This window comes from Streptomyces hydrogenans (assembly GCF_014656075.1).
GTDB classification, from domain to species: Bacteria; Actinomycetota; Actinomycetes; order Streptomycetales; family Streptomycetaceae; genus Streptomyces; species Streptomyces hydrogenans.
The window spans coordinates 1-14,857 of sequence record NZ_BNBS01000081.1 but is presented as its reverse complement, the minus strand read 5'-3'; the positions used below and the strand labels follow the sequence as shown (position 1 = coordinate 14,857).

Sequence of the window (14,857 nt, the reverse complement as noted above, 5' to 3'; positions counted from 1 at the left end):
TGCTCTCGGGTTGAGGGTCAGCGTTTGATGCGTCCGCGGATCGCGAGGACGGCGAGGGCGAGGAGGGCAGGTTCGAGGATGCGGGAGGTCATCTCGATGTAGGTGCCGGCGGTGGTGAGGTCCTGCCCGCTGGAGCGGAACACCACCGAGTTCAGGGTGACGCTCAGGGCCTTGTCGAAGCGTTTGGTGGTGAACCGCTCCTTCACGGGGTTCTTCGGGTCCTGTTTGTCGATGACGAAGGTGACCTTCCCGCCGCCGGCCGGGACGGTGCCGGTGGCCTCCTGCTTCGGAGAGGAGGCGGGCAGGCCGAAGGCCATCAGCAGCAGAATGGTGGTGAGCATGGCGGCGGCGAGCCAGCCCAGGGCGCGGGAGGCGCGCAGGCCGTAGCCGGACAGCAGCCAGTACGCCCACAGCAGACGGCGTTCGGTCTTGGGGGTGCCGGTGCGGTCGTGGCGGCGCATCTCGCACTCGCCGTAGTAGAAGTCCGCCGCGCCGGGCTCGTTCTTGCCGTCCTCGAACGCCTTGCGCAGCTGCCGGTACAAGGCGGCGACATCGTCAGGGTCGGGGGTGCGGGCGGGGTCGGGGTGGTGCGGGCCCGTACGCCATCGGCGGGGCTCGGGCACGGCGCCCGCGGGTGCGGGGGGCTGTCCGGCTCTCTGGGCGCGCCAGTGGTGTTCCTCGGCCAGGGTCCGCCGGCGGGTCCAGTGGATCGGGGCTATGCCGCGGCGGTGGAAGCCGGTGGGGGTGGGGGCGAGGGTGGTACGGCCCTCCAGACGGAGCTGGTCGAGGTGGAAGGCGCCGGAGAACAGGCAGTCGGACAGGTCAGTGTCGGTCAGGACCAGATGCGCGGCGTCCACGCCCTGCACCGAGGTGACCCGCACCCGGTCGGGGCCGGTCAGCAGGCTCTCGTCCACAGGCACACCACCGCGGTCGGTGAAGGGGACGGGATGGGCGGTGAGGGCGACAGGGGCTGTCCATACCGCGTAGCCGAGATCCACCTCGGCCCGCCGCACTCGCACCGTGGCCGTCGATTCCCAGCGCGTCCGCACACATGAGACCCGGTCGGCAGCGATTTCCAACGTCACCGGCGCCCCGAACACCGCACCCGACAGATCCACCCTCTCCTTACACACCAGAGGCCCCCACCTATCGGACGTCAAGAACTGCGCCTCGCGGAACTCAGCGTTGCCGGAGAACTGCGCCTCTTCGAACCGGGTGACGCGGGAGAACTGCGTCCTGCGGAACCAGGCGATGCTGGAGAACTGGGCCTCATCGAACCGGGCGTCGCCGGAGAACTGCGCCTTGCCGAACCAGGCGACGCCGAAGAACCGCGCCCCGCCGAACCGGGCGACCCCGGAGAACTGCGCCTTTTGGAACCGGGCGTCGCGGGAAAACCGCGCGCTGTCGAACCCGGCGATGCCGGAGAACTGCGCCTTTTGGAACCGGGCGTCGCGGGAGAACCGCGCCCAGTCGAACCGGGCGTCGCCGGAGAACTGCGCCTCGCGGAACTCAGCGGTGCCGAAGTGGGGGTGCGGGGTGGTGAGGTCGGTGAGGGCGATCAGGAGCTGGTCGAGGAGGGTTTCAGTGAAGGGGGTGCCGCGGTGGTCGATGTCGGCGCCCGGTGCCAGACCAGTCAGGTACGCGGTGCGGTCGGTGTCGTTCAGGTGGGCGAGGCAGGCGGTGTGCCCTGGGACGTGGATGCCGCGGCAACCGACGGGGTTGGTGACTGGGTCGGCGCCGTGGGCGCAGTGCGGCCAGGACGGTGCTTCCGTCGAAGGTGTCGGGGGCGGAGGTGTGCTCATGGCGGGACGGCTCCAGGCAGGAAAGGTTCCGTGCCGGCGGTCGCCGGACGGGGTGACGGACGTCGGGAGTGCGGGTGGTGCAGGGTCAGGCGGGCCCGGGCCGGAACGGGTTGTACACGGTGTACGGGTCTTGGTTCGTCTCGCTGCGGTGGTGCCGTTCGGCCTGGTAGGCGTCCCAGGCTGCCTCGCCCTGCCGGGTGGAGTGCCACGGCAGGTTCTTCCTGCGGGTGAACTCGGCGTACGCCAGGTCCGGCTCGACGAGCCGGCGGCGGCGCTCGGCCCGGGGATCGTCGCCGACGCGGGCGCCGGTCAGGTCGTCCACGTTCCGGGCGCGGGCGAGTTCGTCCACGTCGAAGGCGATCCGGCGCAGGATCGCGGAGACCCGGGCAAAGTCCACCACGACGTTCGCACGGTCGGGGAAGTCGGTCTCGGGGCGGAGGTTGGCGGCGGGCGGGTAGGACTCGTGGTCCAGGTGGTCGATCCAGTCTGCGCACTGCCGGATCCAGCCCACCTCGTCCACCAGCCGCTCAGCGATGCTCGCGCGGCCGGAGAGTTCCTCGTCGTCGCTGCCCTCTGGGTCCTCCGGCGCCGGCCAGCCCGCCGCTCGGAGCTCGCCCAGGGCGTCCACTTCCGCGTCCTTGGTGAGCTGGTGGACCCGGCTGGGCGACAGCCCGGCCGCCTCCGCCGTCATGCGGACGGACAGCCCTTCCGCCCGGGCCACCACCAGCGCCCAGGCCCGCTCCCGCTCGGCCTGCTCCAGCCGCCAGGCGGCCCTGCGCACACGAGCCCGGCCACGGCGCTCCCGCCGGAACTTCCCCAGCCAGTCACCCTTCACCCCGCCCAGCCTGCCAGCCTCCGATCACCCTGCACTGGCCGTTCAGCAAACTGAACACCCCACCACTACCCACGTCAGCCATGCTCCCCGAGGCCGGTGCTGTCGAAAGTGCCGGAGCCGGTGGCAGTGGCTCCGGCCCCCACTCCGCCAGGTCTCGTCAGGCTTTGTTCTCCGGCCGGGCTGCCGCGCACAGCGCCGGTGGCGGAGCGCGCGGCCAGCAGCTGCCGGTCGGAATCAGTCGGTACGTGTCCGAGGCGACGGCGGCCGCCCGGTGACCGGCGGTTCAGCCTGTAGCCCCCGGCGGGCGCCGACCCGCCGGACAATCCAGGTCGCGGCGGCGATGACGAGGCCGGTCGACAGGATCCCGAGGAACTCACCCACTGGCATCCCAAGTGAGTTCCCGGGAGATCCCGGGGCGGCGGAGGTCGGCATACATCCGTGCGGTCACACCAGGCTCGCCGGGGATACGCCGGACCTTCGGCGAGCCCGAGGCCGCCCACAGGCGGGCGACCTCGGCTACAGCCGCCTGTACGGTCGCCTCGTCCGCGCCGGTGATGTCCAGGACGACGAGGCCGGGCTCGCTGAGGTGGATCGGGTCGATCGACTCCATGCCCGTGGGAACGCTATATCGGAGCAAGCGGTTCACGGCTGGCGTCCGAATCACCTGGACGAGTGCGACCCTGGTCTCGCCGCAGCAGGTCAGGTGGTGCGGACGACCGCTCCCGACACGAACCACTGCACGAGCGTGGCGGCGAGGTGCACGCCGGCCCGGGCGGCCTCCAGCGTCTCGGGCGGCGTGGGCGTCTGGCCGCCGTGCCGGGACGTCTGCCCCTCCCACAGCGCGCGCATCATCGCCTCGGCGACCGCGATCGGATCTCCAGCAGCTGGCGCCGGGATCGCGGTGCTGAACTTGTGCCGGGCGTTCTTGATCTCGCCGAGCATGGTGCCCAGCGTGGCCTTGGCGTTGTTCGGCTGGATGACGGCGTGCGCCGCAGACTCGACCGCCTTGATGGACTCGCTGTAGGCGCGCACCGCATCAGGACCCCGCCCGTACGCCGCCTGCCACGCCGCAGCGAGATGGTCGGCGGCGGACCCGGCCACAGCCCCGGCTGCCGCGTCGGCGATGGTGTGCCGGACCGCGTCGCGCACGGCCGGGGTGACGCGCTCCTCCAGTCCGTCCCAGGCCTCGGCGACCCGGTAGGCCGATCCGGCCTCGTCCAGGATGTCGGTGAGTAGACGGATCGCGTCCTGGTCGTTCACCCCGCGCTCAGCCTTGTAGGCGAGCACCGCATCGACCACGTCGAGCAGCAGGGGGCCGACAGCTGAGGTCAAGGCCCGGTGGTACTTCGAGCCTCCTAGGTGAGGCTTATGGATCGTCGCTATACGCAGCCGCAAGCAGATGGTGCGCTCCACGCCGTCCTCGTCGTCGTGGTCGACCAAGGCCTGGTTGTCCAGCGCGTACGCGACCCACTCCTGCAGCGGCAACTGCAGGTGCTCCGGCACGTCCTCGAAGGGGCCGTCGGCGGCGGGCGCTTGGGTAAGGCCAGCGCGGACGGAGAAGCGCGGGCGCGGCGTGGTCGTCATGGCAAAACGGTAGCGGCAAAGGTGATCACGTCGGATAACCTCTCCTTATCCGACGCGACAAAACGGGCGCGGTGGCCCGCCGGACCAGCGCCGGCGAAGGGGAAGGACACCCGACGTGATCACGCATCCCGACCTGCCCGACACCCTCGTCCACTTCACCGGCCGGTCCCGCGGGCCAAAAGAACGCCAGGACTTCCCGCCGACCACGGCGGAGGACCGCCTGGTGAGCATCCTGCACAGCGGGACTTTGCGTGGTGCCGCGCCCTTCGGGCTCGACGCCCCGGTGCTGTGCTTCAGCGAGGCCACCGAGGAGGCCCGCCGCGTGATACTCCGTGACGGGGCCGGGTGGGGCCCGTACGAATCGTGGGGCCTGGTGCTCCACCGTCAGCAGCTCATCGCGGCCGGGGCCCGGCCCGTCCTCTACGTCTCCCGCGAGGAGCGGGACCAGATGAAGGCCGTTCTGCCACGGCGCACCTACAACCGCTGTGTCGTGTACGAACCGGGGCGCGAGGACTGGCTGCACGAGCGGGAGTGGCGGCTCTGCTTCGAGGACGACGTCGAACCCGTGCTGCCCATCACGCCGCAGCTCGTCGCCGGCGTCATCGTCGGTACCCAGGGCTGGACACCGCAGCCCCGTGAGGTGACCTTCGAGGCGAGAGCCGAGACGTACGTGACCGGGGTGCTGGCCGTCCGCCGCGCGATGCAAGAGAACCCCGGCCATTCCTGGCCAAGCGTCCCCATCCACTCCCCCGACGTGAGCTTTGCCTGGCCCGCGCACGGCCTGGCCCGCTGGTACTGGACCGGCGCGGAACTCGTTTTCGACGGCTACTTCGACGTCCAGGCCCAGCAGTGGGAGACCGCATGGCGCTGGGGCGGCGCCCTGCCGGGGATCAGCGGTACCGTCCGCCCCGAGGACGTCTGGGGAGGAACGACGTGGTGACGGCCGTATCCGAGGCGATCGCTTCCGACGACTTCCCCCCGCTGGCCTCGGCGCTCCTTGTCGCAGCTGCCGAGCGACAGGTGCTGATCGAGCGGTGGGCCGAACGCCACGGCGTCGACGCCGCCCGGCGCCTCGCCGAGGCCGAGGACCTGGCCGACGCCGTCGCCGCCGAGATCACCCCCGACAACACGACCGACACCTACGACAAGAGCTGGCGGGTCTGGCAGCGGTTCTGCACCGTCGAGCGCCTGCCCGAACTGGAGGGCTCCCGCGGCTCCCTGGTCGCCTTCGTCGCCTGGATGCTGCGCGAGGGCCAGCAGAACGGGAAAGGTTACGCCCCCTCCTCAGCCTCCACCCACCTCGCCGCCACCGTCGTCGGACTGCGCCAGCGCGGCGTGGCGGTGTCCGGCTACGCCCAGGCCGAGGCCCGCGCCGACCTGGAGGGCCTGGCCATGAAACTCCTCCAGGCCGGGGAGCGGCGTGGCCGGGGCCAGGCCGTCGGCGCCGACATCGACGGCCTGCACGCCATCACCCGCGCCTGCCCCGACACCCTCACCGGCGAGAGGGACAAGGCCCTGGTCCTCACCGGCTTCCGCTACGCCTCCCGCTCCCAGGACCCGGCCGGACTCCTCGCCGGCGACGTCGCGCTGCACCCGCACGGCCTCCTGGTCGACATCCTCACTGGCAAGACCAAGCACTCCGTGCGCACCGCACGGGTGCCGTACGACGAGGATCCCGAGATCTGCCCGGTCCGCGCCTGGACCGCCTACCGCACCCGCCTGATCGCCGAGCACGGCGAGCAGTGGGCCGACCCGGCAACGCCGGCGTTCGTCGGCATCGACCGGTGGGGCCGCGTCACCGGCGGCATGGTTCCCGACTCCGTCACCCGCGCCATCAAGCGCATCTCCGCCCGGGCCGGGGTGCCGATCGCCTGGACCGGCCACTCCCTACGCATCGGCCTGGCCTCCGTCGCCCGCCGCTCCGGCCGCGACTCCATCGCCATCGCCGACCAGGGCGGCTGGGCTCGCCACTCCCGCTCGATGCTCGGCTACATGCAGCGCGAGGACGGCTGGGACGACAACGCCGCTACCGGCCTCACCTGACCCCGCCTGCGGCATGCGTCGGCACGGGAAGCCCTCAGCCCTGTTGGAGCTAATGGGTCCGACAAGGTGCGTACCTCCGTTGGAGGACATCGGTTGGAACGGCTCCGTGCGTCGGCGCATCCGGCAAGGATGACTTCACCGACGATCTCCAGGAGGGCAGCACTATGAACATCTGGATCATGAGGAAAATACAGGGTTCGTCCCACGGCAGGGGGGACAGGCGATTCCTGGTTCGGGCCGATGCCATCACCTATCTGAGCGGCGATGACGACCAAGTGCGCGCCTCCCAGCTCGGTTCGGACGAGTTCTCGGTGATCGCCGACGTCAAGGACGGAGGTCCGACTGCTCCCAAGCTCCCGGACGGCTTCAACGTCGATCTGCTGTTCGCCATCAGTGAGGCACGCCGGCGGGCTCAGGAGGACAACGACGACCCGCACCAGGAAGACCGTGTCCTGGTCGCCCAGACCTGGGACGGTGACTGGATGTGGCGGGAGTTCCGCCCCTCCGAGATTGAGCCGAAGCCCGAGCCTGTCTAGGCAGTCCTCAGCCCCTGTTGTGCCTAACGGGTCCGGCAGGGGCCGAGGCGCGTATGTAGCGGAGGAGTCAGCTGGGAGGGGGATCGAGCTGCTGGGCCGGCACTGAGAACCGGGGCTCCTTCGCGTGCATGTGCTCGCACAGGACGGACTGGCCGGGCAGCGCCACGTTTATCGCTTCGGCGACGACGGGGAAGAACGCCCTGCCGTCCTCGGACTGCGGCGTTGTACTCCAGCTGTATCCGCTACGGCCGTTCAGCGCGAGGCGCATCATGCGGGTGCCGTACCCGTGGTGCTGCCACGGTCTGGTGACCCGGATCTTCGCAACGAGCCCGAGGCGGCACAGATCGCAGACCTGCCAGACCAGGCGGGCGAAGTCGTACCCGTCCGGTGCGCGGACCTGGACCTCCTGCATCCCGGCCGGGACGACCGGTGGCTGGTGCCACCAGGTCTCCGTGTCCGGGTCGACCCGCCACTCAAGGCTGTTCGGGGCGACCACCGGCGCCGGTTCACCAGTTCCCCGGAAGGCGCCGACCAGGCGGGCCCACAGGGAGCCCCCTTGCCGCACGGTCCTCGGCGAGCCCACCGTCAGCTCTGGCTCTGCAGCGGCGGGAGCTCGCGCAGGACGGCGGGCAGCTCGTCGATGCCGCGCTGGAGGTACCAGGTCCGCGCCCAGCGCAGGACCGCTCCTCGGCGCAGGCGCCACCGGTCGTAGAACTGCGAGAGGACATCGTCGCAGAAGTCCTCCCGGAGATCGGCGAGCATCGGGTCCTCGGAGAAGGCGTAGCCGAGGCCGGCCTTCTCCGGGTCGCCCAGGTCGAGGGCGTCGGCGAGGATCGCCGCGGCGGCCGCGCTCGTGCCGCCGCCGTTGTAGCCCCAGCCGAAGCCGCCGCCTTCCGGCTCGACCAGCTCACGCAGGACTGTGATCCCGTACTGCCGCTCGGTCGGACCGAACTCAGGCACCTCGACCAGGAGCCGGGCGGGATGCCACTCTCCCTCGCTCGCCGGGCCTTGCTGGATGCCGTGGTAGGTGCGGTCCTCGTATGCCATGCCGTTCCTTCCCGCTGCTCTTCCGGACAACCTCAGCCTGGCGTACCAGCAGGCCCTGCGACAGAGCGCGACCGGCCAGCTCGGCCGACGTGAGGAGGGCCGGGTCTCCGGCTACAGGCGTAGCCGGGAATGCCGAGGGGCGCACCCGCGGTGGACTGCTCAGCTGCTTCCTGCGCGCGCCTTCATCCTGTTGCCCGCACCGACGGCTTGCGAGCCATGGCCCGCTGCGCGGCGTTACGAAATAGAGGGGAGGCCTAATACCCCCTCAATGACCTGGGCTTTCATGGGGGTTGACGCCATCCGAGAGGTCGTGAGAGGCTGGTCCCGTGAGCGCATCAGTGCGCTCATTTTGCGTTTCGGGCTCTCCTTCTCCGGTGAGAAGCGGGGGCCTTTCGCATTTCAGCTGAGCCCCCGGAGCACCACCCGGGGGCTTTTTTCGTACCCGGAGGATCCGTACCCGTGATGACCAACTTCGCCCCCGGCGCCGTCCTCGGCGTGCCCGTGTGGCTGGCCGTCTGCGCACTCGTCGCGCTGTCCTGCATCCTGGCCCTCGTGGGCTTCTGCGCCGGGACGGTCCTGCGCCGCGCCGACCAGCGGGACCTCCCTCAGGCCCTGCTCGGGCTCAGCCACGTCATCTCCGCGATGTGCGGACTGCTGCCGTGGGGCAAGCCCACCCCGCCGCCCGCCCTGCCCGAGCAGGCGCCAAGCGAGGCAGAGCCGCCGGCCGCGCCCACCGTTGTCCTGGTCCGCGAGCAGCCCGCGGTCCCGGTCGTCCTGCCGAGGGATCCGCGGTGACCCAACTCCGGCGAAGCACCGCAGCGGGCCGGCCCTGGGTTGAGCGCACCGACCTGCTCGTCGAGGCGCTGCGCACCATGAAGCGGAACTATGCGGTCGCCTTCCTGGCCAGGGTCCTCTATGGCGCCTCGTACGAGCTCATCGCCGAGAAGCTCCACGTATCGAAGGAAGAGGCCGTCGTCTCCTGCGGCATCGGCGCTTCCTTGCTCCGGCACCCATCCCGGTCCCAGAGGCTGAGGGACGTCCTCGACGACAGTGATGAGGGAGCGCTGATCGTCGACAAAGGGCTTCGCGACCTCATCCGCTCCTGGCACCTGGAGGAGACGTTCGCCTCCCTGTGCCGCCAGTGCGAACAGCCCATGGAGATCGTCGGCTCCGTGTACGAAAACGTGGGGCGACCTCGCCGGTACTGCTCAAACGCATGCCGACAAAGGGCGTACCGGGCCCGGAAGCGCCCCGGTCAGACACATGGAGGATGAGTACGTCGCGGGCCGGGAACGTGCCTGTCCCCGGCCCGCGACGACCGCCCCGGGACTGCGAGGCAGAGGCTCCGCTGCCCCATGGCGTCACCAGCCGGACCTGTTAGACCAACGGGTCCGGCCGGACCGGCTCCGCGAATCAGACAGAGCGTTCCGAGGCCGGGACGCACAAGCGTGAGCAGAACCGGGCGGGCACCCCGCGCTGAGGCCCGGGGGACAACTGCTCGCCGCAGGCACAGCGCCCGCCGGCCACCTGCTGGATCCGCTTGGCAGCGGCCAGAGCGACCTTGCTCATGCGCAGCTCCTCACGGTCCATCGCGTGCGAGACCTCCATCGCCAGCAGGCCGTGGTGCATGTCTTCGATCATGTGGCGCTCCTCGTAGCAGGAGACCAGCAGCGCGTCGGCGACCTCGAAGTACACGCCTCGGGCGACGGCGGCCTCGAGCAGTTGGTCGCCTTCATACCCCGGGTCCACGGCGGCCGGAGTACGGCTGCAGTCTTCACGCCGGTCGCTCCCCCAGCTGCGCGCCATCCGGACGAGCTCCGCCTCAGAGCGCTCCGCGAGGTGTTCGCTCTCGCCGCAGTACGGGATGCTGCGTGCGGAGAGCGGGAGGCTGCCGCAGCCCGGGACGTGGCACAACTCGTAGGCCCAGGCGCTCTGGGTGAGGAGGAGCTCGAAGCGGTGGACGCCGCACACCACCACCAGGGAGGAGAAAGCGGCACGGGACTCCAGCCACATCTCGGCGGACATCCCCTTCACCGCGAGGTCGCCGGCCAGCCGCAGGACCGCCGAATACGGCACGGGCCCGCCCAGCAACGCCGAGTCGAACATCTTCGGCGCCCACTCCTCGTCGACTTCGGGGTGAACACCGGTCCACTGGGGCAGGGTGGCACATTCGGCAAGCAGTTCCTGCAGGGAGAACGTCCCCGTGCGAATTGTGTCCTCGGTGGCTTCGCGAAGGGCGGTGGTGTACTTGGCGCCGGTCTCACGCTGTACCTCACGGGCACGCTGAGCGGCGGTGTTCTGGCGACGAGGCATCGGTCTTCTCCGTCTCGACGGGTACGCCCACGCCCCCCGTCGACGAAGAGGTCCTGTGTCGAGAGAGGGTGTCGCGGGCCCCGAAGGACCTTGGCCGATCGCGGGACGACGGCGTGGGCGTCGGCCTGCGGCGGATGGCGGTGCGCGTCCAGCCAGAAAGCACCGTAGCGCAACGACAAGTCTCAGGGGGGAGAAGCGCTGCCCAGTCGCCGCAGGGCGCCCCAGACAAGTAGTAGCCGGCGCACGGCGTCGACGAGAATCGCGGCGGGTCTCCTAGCCACGGCGCTACTGAAGACCGGCGTCGGGGAATTCCGGAGCGGCCCAGGATGCGACCCGGGGCGGGACACAGGGAGGGGACCGAGGACGCCACCCAGGCGGGATCGGGCACCAGCGGCGTACGACAGGGGCCTGGAGAGCGTCGTTATGACAGCCTTCGAGCCCCACCGTGCACCTTCAACATGGATCCAGGCCCAACGAAACGGGGCCCGGACCGGTCACGCGGCCCGGCCGCTGCACCTCTCTTCGTGGTAGCCGATCGACCGCCGTTCCCACCGCTCGTACGGGAGCCGCGGAGCACCGGGCACCGGCTGCACCGGCTGACGGTGCGCCTCGAGCGCGCGGCGGTAACCGGCCGACGAAACGGGGCGCGGCCGGTGCGGGCGGAGGCGGGGCCGGGTCGGCGGCCGCCGTGGCGGGGCCGGCCTTCACAAGCCCGGGCGCCAGGGCGTGAAGGGCACGCATGTTCGCCCCGGGTGTCTTCTCGTTGACGGCCACGACCAGCTTCGGCGCGATCCAGCGGACCTTCGTGCTGTACGCCGGGGCGTCGGGGCGACGCCTCCCTGCGGACAGTGGCACCGCTGCTGGGCGCCGGACTCGACCGCATCGTCCACGCCTCCTACACCGAGGGGATCGACCCGCTCGACCTCGCCGCGCGTGCCGAAGTCGCCCTCCAACTCGTCGACGGTGAAACCGGGCTCGCCACCGTGGACCTGCTCGAACCTCCTCGGTAAGTCCAGCTGCGGACGCACGGTGGAAGCGTCCCTGTTGTCTACGGCAAGGGGAGAACGGTGCCTATGCTCGTCACACGGTGTGGCCGTGGGTTCGGACGGGCACGTCCAGCCGGTCGCCGGTCTCGGTGAGGACGTCGGGGCAGAAGTAGTACCAGCGCAGGCGCGTGATCCCGCCGTCGGCTGTCTCGGCGCGCAGGATGTCCTCGACCGCCTCGGGGCCGCTGCCGTCGGCCGGGGTGGCCCACATCAGGACCAGCGGGTCGCCGTCGAGCTCCCGGACTTCGGCGCGCCACCGGACGGAGGGCTCCAACACCAGGGTGTGGTGCAGCGAGCCGGCGGCGATCTGTGCCCGTCCGACCTCGTGGGCGACGCCGATCACGTCGCTGACCGCGTCCTCGACGAAGAGCTTGGTCAGTCCGTCCAGGTCGTACGCGGTGAACGCCGTGGCGAGGGCGTCGAGGGTCTGGCGGTCGGGACCTGTACGGCGGGCGAGCGCAGCTTCCCGCTGCGGATCGGCCAGGCGCCCGCGGCCACGGTGCAGTGCGGCCTTCACCGCCCCCTCGGTGGTGCTCAGCATGGCGGCGATCTCCTTCAGCGGCAGGTCGAACACGTCCTTGAGGACGACAGCGGCACGCTCCTGCGGCGCCAGCAGAGTGCTCATCTCCGCGAGCGCATCGCGTACCTCGGCGGGATCGGCGGCGGCAGGAGCGGCTTGCTCTGCCGGCTCCACGAGGAGCGGGGCCGGGCGGCGCACCTGGTCGAGGTAGGCGTTGGTCGCGATCCGCACCAGCCACGCCATCGGCCGCTCGACCGGCTGGTGGGTCTGCGCGGCCCGCGTGAACGCCCGCGCGAGTGCCTCCTGTGCCAGGTCCTCGGCGTCCCACACGCTGCCGGTCAGCCGCCGGCAGTAGCGGAACAACTCACCGCGCAGCGGCTCCAGCGCGACCAGGAACTCGCGGCGCGCGGCCTGCGCCGCCGCCAGCAGGGGCTGCGGCAGCTGGTCGAGGTCGGGGGACGGAGAGGGCTGAGGCATCGTTTCACGGCTCCCTTGCTGGGTGAATGGCTGTACACCCTGGTACGACGGGGCAGCCATCACGTCGGATACGTAGTCGAAGCGGTGACCTGGCTCAGGCCCTCAGCCCCGTTTTGGCACCGTTATGAGGACGCGCGGGTGAGCGCGGCCAGACGCTCCATTCTTAAAAGGTGAGTTCTCGGGGTGAGTTGGCCCCTCCCCCAGTTTCGGCTTCGGTGAACCCGGCCGGACTGTCGTACCGGCGCCGTAGATTCGGGCCATGACCGACATGACCACCTCGGGAAGCACCGAGGCGCCGGACTTCAGAGAACCGGAGACGCACCTCACCGCGGACTTCCTCGACTCCTGCCTCCAGAGCGCAGGGCGCTCGTTCAGGGAGGGCGAGCTGGCCTACCTCGCGATGACCTCGCAGATCGAGAACCCGATTCGCGACCGAGTGGCCTACGAGATGCACCTGCGCTTCAGGAAGACTCGACTGGATGTAGGCCGGGAGTGGACCGGGCTGTACACGACGGGCGAGAACGGGGAGCGCGCGCCGCGCGCGGTGGATCTGGCGGTGGTCGAGAAGCCGAGACATCGCAGTCCCTACGCCCCTACGCCCGCGGGCGTGGTGGAGTTCAAGGCCGTATACGCACACGAAGCCCGGAGCGACGGCCAGCTCAACGCCATCTACCAGAAGGTGTTCCGGGACGTCGAGAAGTCCCTGACCTGGCACTACATGATTATGGGTGAGGTCTTTTCCGTGGTGCTGCTGCCGAACCTGCGCATCGTCAGCAACCGTCTTCCCTACCAGATCATGCGGAAGATCGAGGGGAAGGTCTCCTTCGACGACTTCATGCGCCGGTCCGGCCAGGTCTCCGATGAAGCAACCGTGCAGGAGGTGTCCAGGCACCTTTCTCGGCTCGGGCCGGTGCGGGACGGGCTGATCGATGCGGGTACCGAGAGCGGGGTGCGGGTCACAGTGCCGTACGTGATTCTCGGGTCGGTGCCGGTCGAGACCTACGAGAACCTTCCTTCGCTGAAGCTGGTCCCGCGGCAGCGTGGCCAACGGGGAAAGTGACCGCAGGGCACGCGGCCCTGCGGTCTTGGAGGTGGCCCGCCCTGTTGCAGGGCGGACCACCTCGTCTGTCGCCTGGTCTACGGCGCCGGTTCGTAGGCGACGACGGTCGTGGGGCAGTCCTCGGCTAGTAGTGCTTCGTTACGTTGGGTGATCTTGCCTGGTGGTGGGCATCTTCAGGGTATGAGGTTGGGGGAGGTGGAACGGCTCCGGGGTGAGTTATCGGAGTTCGTTGCCGATGTGTTCGCCTCGTTGCCGCGGCGGGATCAGCGGCGGTGGGGCGGGTGTTATCTGCGGGGTCTGATGCTGGACGGGCGGCGCAAGTCGGTCCAGCCGATGGCCGAGCGGCTGCCGGACGGGAACATGCAGGCTCTGCAGCAGTTCGTGAACCAGTCGCCGTGGGATCCGCTGCCGGTGCGGCGCCGGATCGCCGAGCGGCTGAGCCGGGCGATCCGGCCGGAGGTGTGGGTGATCGACGATGTGTCGTTCCCCAAGTGCGGCACCGCTTCGGTCGGGGTGGCCCGGCAGTACTGCGGGGCGCTCGGGAAACGGGCGAACTGCCAGGTTGCGGTCAGTGTCCACGCCGCCACCGACACCGCGTCCTGCCCGCTGGACTGGCAGCTGTATCTGCCGCGGGAGTGGACGGAGATGCCGGACCGCTGCCGTCGGGCCGGAGTGCCGGACGAAGCCGTTGCCCACCAGGAGAAGTGGCGCCTGGCGCTCGGCATGCTCGACACGCTCGTCGACTGGGAACTGGAGGCGCCGGTGGTGGTCGCCGACGCGGGCTACGGCGTCAGCACCCCCTTCCGGACCGGCCTGGAGGAACGCGGACTGTCCTATGTCCTCGCGCTGACCGGCAAGGAAGTCGCCCATGCCGAACAGGCCCGGCCGCACCGGCCCGCCTACGGCGGGCTCGGACCGCCGACCCTGCCCCGCTACCGCACCCCGCCCCGAGCCGTCAGTGCCCTCGCGGCAGAAGCCGGCCCGGAACAGTTCACCGAGGTCACCTGGCGACAGGGCAGCAAAGGCCCGATGACCTCGCGGTTCACCGTCCTGACCGTCCGGCCGGCGGGCAAGCAGTCCCTGGCCGCGGCCCAGAACGCGGGCGGCGGCCGCAACCGATGGGACGGCGTCCTGCCCACCCGAACCCTCCTGGCCGAATGGCCACAAGGCCAGGACACCCCGACGGGCTACTGGATCTCGAACCTGCCCGCGACCACACCGATCATCGACCTGGTCCGGTGGGCGAAGATGCGCTGGCGCATCGAACACGACTACCGCGAACTCAAGCACGGCCTGGGCCTGGATCACTTCGAGGGCCGCACCTGGCGCGGCCGGCATCACCACGTCACCCTCGTCACCGCCGCCCAGGCATTCCTCACCCTTCGGCGGCTCGACCCAAAAGCCCACACGCCGGCCTGACCCTCTACCAGGTCCTCGACACCCTCCAGGACCTGCTGCAGTGCTGGACCGGCACCTGCACCACCTGCGGCCAACCCCTACCCCGCAACAGAACCAGACGAAGAACCTAACGAAGCACTACTAGTGATCTGAGTCAGAGATTCGTCGGCAGTAGGCGGCGACTTTGTCGAGGATC

General features: G+C 70.2%; 16 protein-coding genes. 8 read left to right on the top strand and 8 right to left on the bottom strand.

The window, feature by feature from the left end:
* Nucleotides 1-17: 17 nt before the first annotated feature.
* From IE321_RS28100 to IE321_RS42250, 4 genes are all read right to left on the bottom strand, one after another.
* On the bottom strand, nucleotides 18-1,802 hold the full coding sequence (locus IE321_RS28100; RefSeq protein ID WP_190224993.1) for a pentapeptide repeat-containing protein: 1,785 nt from the start codon (nucleotides 1,800-1,802) through the stop codon (nucleotides 18-20).
* 85 nt (nucleotides 1,803-1,887) lie between these two features.
* Nucleotides 1,888-2,637 (bottom strand): hypothetical protein, encoded by a 750-nt coding sequence (locus tag IE321_RS28095; protein ID WP_190224992.1) that lies wholly within the window; start codon nucleotides 2,635-2,637, stop codon nucleotides 1,888-1,890.
* Nucleotides 2,638-3,010: 373 nt separating this feature from the next.
* Nucleotides 3,011-3,247, bottom strand: coding sequence for a DUF6207 family protein (locus tag IE321_RS28090; RefSeq protein WP_190224991.1), 237 nt, complete (start codon nucleotides 3,245-3,247; stop codon nucleotides 3,011-3,013).
* A gap of 89 nt (nucleotides 3,248-3,336) precedes the next feature.
* Nucleotides 3,337-4,221: a hypothetical protein gene (locus IE321_RS42250; protein ID WP_226651255.1), complete on the bottom strand. Its 885-nt coding sequence runs from the start codon at nucleotides 4,219-4,221 to the stop codon at nucleotides 3,337-3,339.
* A gap of 115 nt (nucleotides 4,222-4,336) precedes the next feature.
* On the opposite strand from IE321_RS42250, the gene IE321_RS28080 reads away from it, so the two are divergent.
* From IE321_RS28080 to IE321_RS28070, 3 genes are all read left to right on the top strand, one after another.
* Nucleotides 4,337-5,161, top strand: a complete 825-nt coding sequence (locus IE321_RS28080; RefSeq protein ID WP_190224990.1) for a hypothetical protein — start codon at nucleotides 4,337-4,339, stop codon at nucleotides 5,159-5,161.
* Nucleotides 5,158-6,264: a site-specific integrase gene (locus tag IE321_RS28075; RefSeq protein WP_226651521.1), complete on the top strand. Its 1,107-nt coding sequence runs from the start codon at nucleotides 5,158-5,160 to the stop codon at nucleotides 6,262-6,264. Before IE321_RS28080 ends, IE321_RS28075 begins: the two co-directional genes overlap by 4 nt.
* A 164-nt stretch (nucleotides 6,265-6,428) precedes the next feature.
* On the top strand, nucleotides 6,429-6,800 hold the full coding sequence (locus tag IE321_RS28070; RefSeq protein ID WP_190224989.1) for a hypothetical protein: 372 nt from the start codon (nucleotides 6,429-6,431) through the stop codon (nucleotides 6,798-6,800).
* Nucleotides 6,801-6,867: 67 nt separating this feature from the next.
* Here IE321_RS28070 and IE321_RS28065 read toward each other — a convergent pair whose 3' ends face one another.
* Both IE321_RS28065 and IE321_RS28060 read right to left on the bottom strand, forming a co-directional pair.
* Nucleotides 6,868-7,296 carry a hypothetical protein gene (locus IE321_RS28065; protein WP_190224988.1) on the bottom strand — a complete coding sequence of 143 codons (429 nt, stop codon included), beginning with the start codon at nucleotides 7,294-7,296 and terminating at the stop codon, nucleotides 6,868-6,870.
* Nucleotides 7,297-7,385: 89 nt separating this feature from the next.
* On the bottom strand, nucleotides 7,386-7,847 hold the full coding sequence (locus tag IE321_RS28060; RefSeq protein ID WP_190224987.1) for a DUF6166 domain-containing protein: 462 nt from the start codon (nucleotides 7,845-7,847) through the stop codon (nucleotides 7,386-7,388).
* A 462-nt stretch (nucleotides 7,848-8,309) separates the two neighbouring features.
* Here IE321_RS28060 and IE321_RS28055 point away from each other — a divergent pair, with 462 nt between their 5' ends.
* Both IE321_RS28055 and IE321_RS28050 read left to right on the top strand, forming a co-directional pair.
* Entirely contained in the window at nucleotides 8,310-8,642 is a 333-nt protein-coding gene (locus IE321_RS28055) for a hypothetical protein (protein WP_190224986.1), read from the top strand.
* 77 nt (nucleotides 8,643-8,719) lie between these two features.
* Complete coding sequence (locus IE321_RS28050; protein WP_190224985.1) at nucleotides 8,720-9,121, top strand: hypothetical protein; 402 nt, start codon at nucleotides 8,720-8,722, stop codon at nucleotides 9,119-9,121.
* Between the two features lie 139 nt (nucleotides 9,122-9,260).
* Here the strand turns inward: IE321_RS28050 and IE321_RS28045 are convergent, their stop codons facing one another.
* Nucleotides 9,261-10,160 (bottom strand): hypothetical protein, encoded by a 900-nt coding sequence (locus IE321_RS28045; protein ID WP_190224984.1) that lies wholly within the window; start codon nucleotides 10,158-10,160, stop codon nucleotides 9,261-9,263.
* A gap of 848 nt (nucleotides 10,161-11,008) precedes the next feature.
* On the opposite strand from IE321_RS28045, the gene IE321_RS28040 reads away from it, so the two are divergent.
* Complete coding sequence (locus tag IE321_RS28040; protein ID WP_190224983.1) at nucleotides 11,009-11,170, top strand: hypothetical protein; 162 nt, start codon at nucleotides 11,009-11,011, stop codon at nucleotides 11,168-11,170.
* Between the two features lie 70 nt (nucleotides 11,171-11,240).
* Here the strand turns inward: IE321_RS28040 and IE321_RS28035 are convergent, their stop codons facing one another.
* The gene (locus tag IE321_RS28035) at nucleotides 11,241-12,203 is read right to left on the bottom strand and encodes a sigma-70 family RNA polymerase sigma factor (protein WP_190224982.1); all 963 of its coding nucleotides are present in this window, start codon (nucleotides 12,201-12,203) and stop codon (nucleotides 11,241-11,243) included.
* A 259-nt stretch (nucleotides 12,204-12,462) separates the two neighbouring features.
* Between IE321_RS28035 and IE321_RS28030 the strand changes: the two genes are divergently transcribed.
* Nucleotides 12,463-13,263, top strand: a complete 801-nt coding sequence (locus IE321_RS28030) for a hypothetical protein (RefSeq protein ID WP_190224981.1) — start codon at nucleotides 12,463-12,465, stop codon at nucleotides 13,261-13,263.
* Nucleotides 13,264-13,443: 180 nt separating this feature from the next.
* The gene (locus tag IE321_RS28025) at nucleotides 13,444-14,682 is read left to right on the top strand and encodes an IS701 family transposase (protein ID WP_190224980.1); all 1,239 of its coding nucleotides are present in this window, start codon (nucleotides 13,444-13,446) and stop codon (nucleotides 14,680-14,682) included.
* Nucleotides 14,683-14,857 lie beyond the last annotated feature (175 nt).

Excerpts from the sequence above, each read along its gene's own strand:
- IE321_RS28100 (WP_190224993.1), bottom strand. The coding sequence starts at position 1,802 with ATGAGCACACCTCCGCCCCCGACACCTTCGACGGAAGCACCGTCCTGG.
- IE321_RS28090 (WP_190224991.1), bottom strand. The coding sequence starts at position 3,247 with ATGGAGTCGATCGACCCGATCCACCTCAGCGAGCCCGGCCTCGTCGTC.
- IE321_RS42250 (WP_226651255.1), bottom strand. The coding sequence starts at position 4,221 with ATGACGACCACGCCGCGCCCGCGCTTCTCCGTCCGCGCTGGCCTTACC.
- IE321_RS28070 (WP_190224989.1), top strand. The coding sequence starts at position 6,429 with ATGAACATCTGGATCATGAGGAAAATACAGGGTTCGTCCCACGGCAGG.
- IE321_RS28060 (WP_190224987.1), bottom strand. The coding sequence starts at position 7,847 with ATGGCATACGAGGACCGCACCTACCACGGCATCCAGCAAGGCCCGGCG.
- IE321_RS28055 (WP_190224986.1), top strand. The coding sequence starts at position 8,310 with ATGACCAACTTCGCCCCCGGCGCCGTCCTCGGCGTGCCCGTGTGGCTG.
- IE321_RS28050 (WP_190224985.1), top strand. The coding sequence starts at position 8,720 with ATGAAGCGGAACTATGCGGTCGCCTTCCTGGCCAGGGTCCTCTATGGC.
- IE321_RS28045 (WP_190224984.1), bottom strand. The coding sequence starts at position 10,160 with ATGCCTCGTCGCCAGAACACCGCCGCTCAGCGTGCCCGTGAGGTACAG.
- IE321_RS28035 (WP_190224982.1), bottom strand. The coding sequence starts at position 12,203 with ATGCCTCAGCCCTCTCCGTCCCCCGACCTCGACCAGCTGCCGCAGCCC.
- IE321_RS28030 (WP_190224981.1), top strand. The coding sequence starts at position 12,463 with ATGACCGACATGACCACCTCGGGAAGCACCGAGGCGCCGGACTTCAGA.
- IE321_RS28025 (WP_190224980.1), top strand. The coding sequence starts at position 13,444 with ATGAGGTTGGGGGAGGTGGAACGGCTCCGGGGTGAGTTATCGGAGTTC.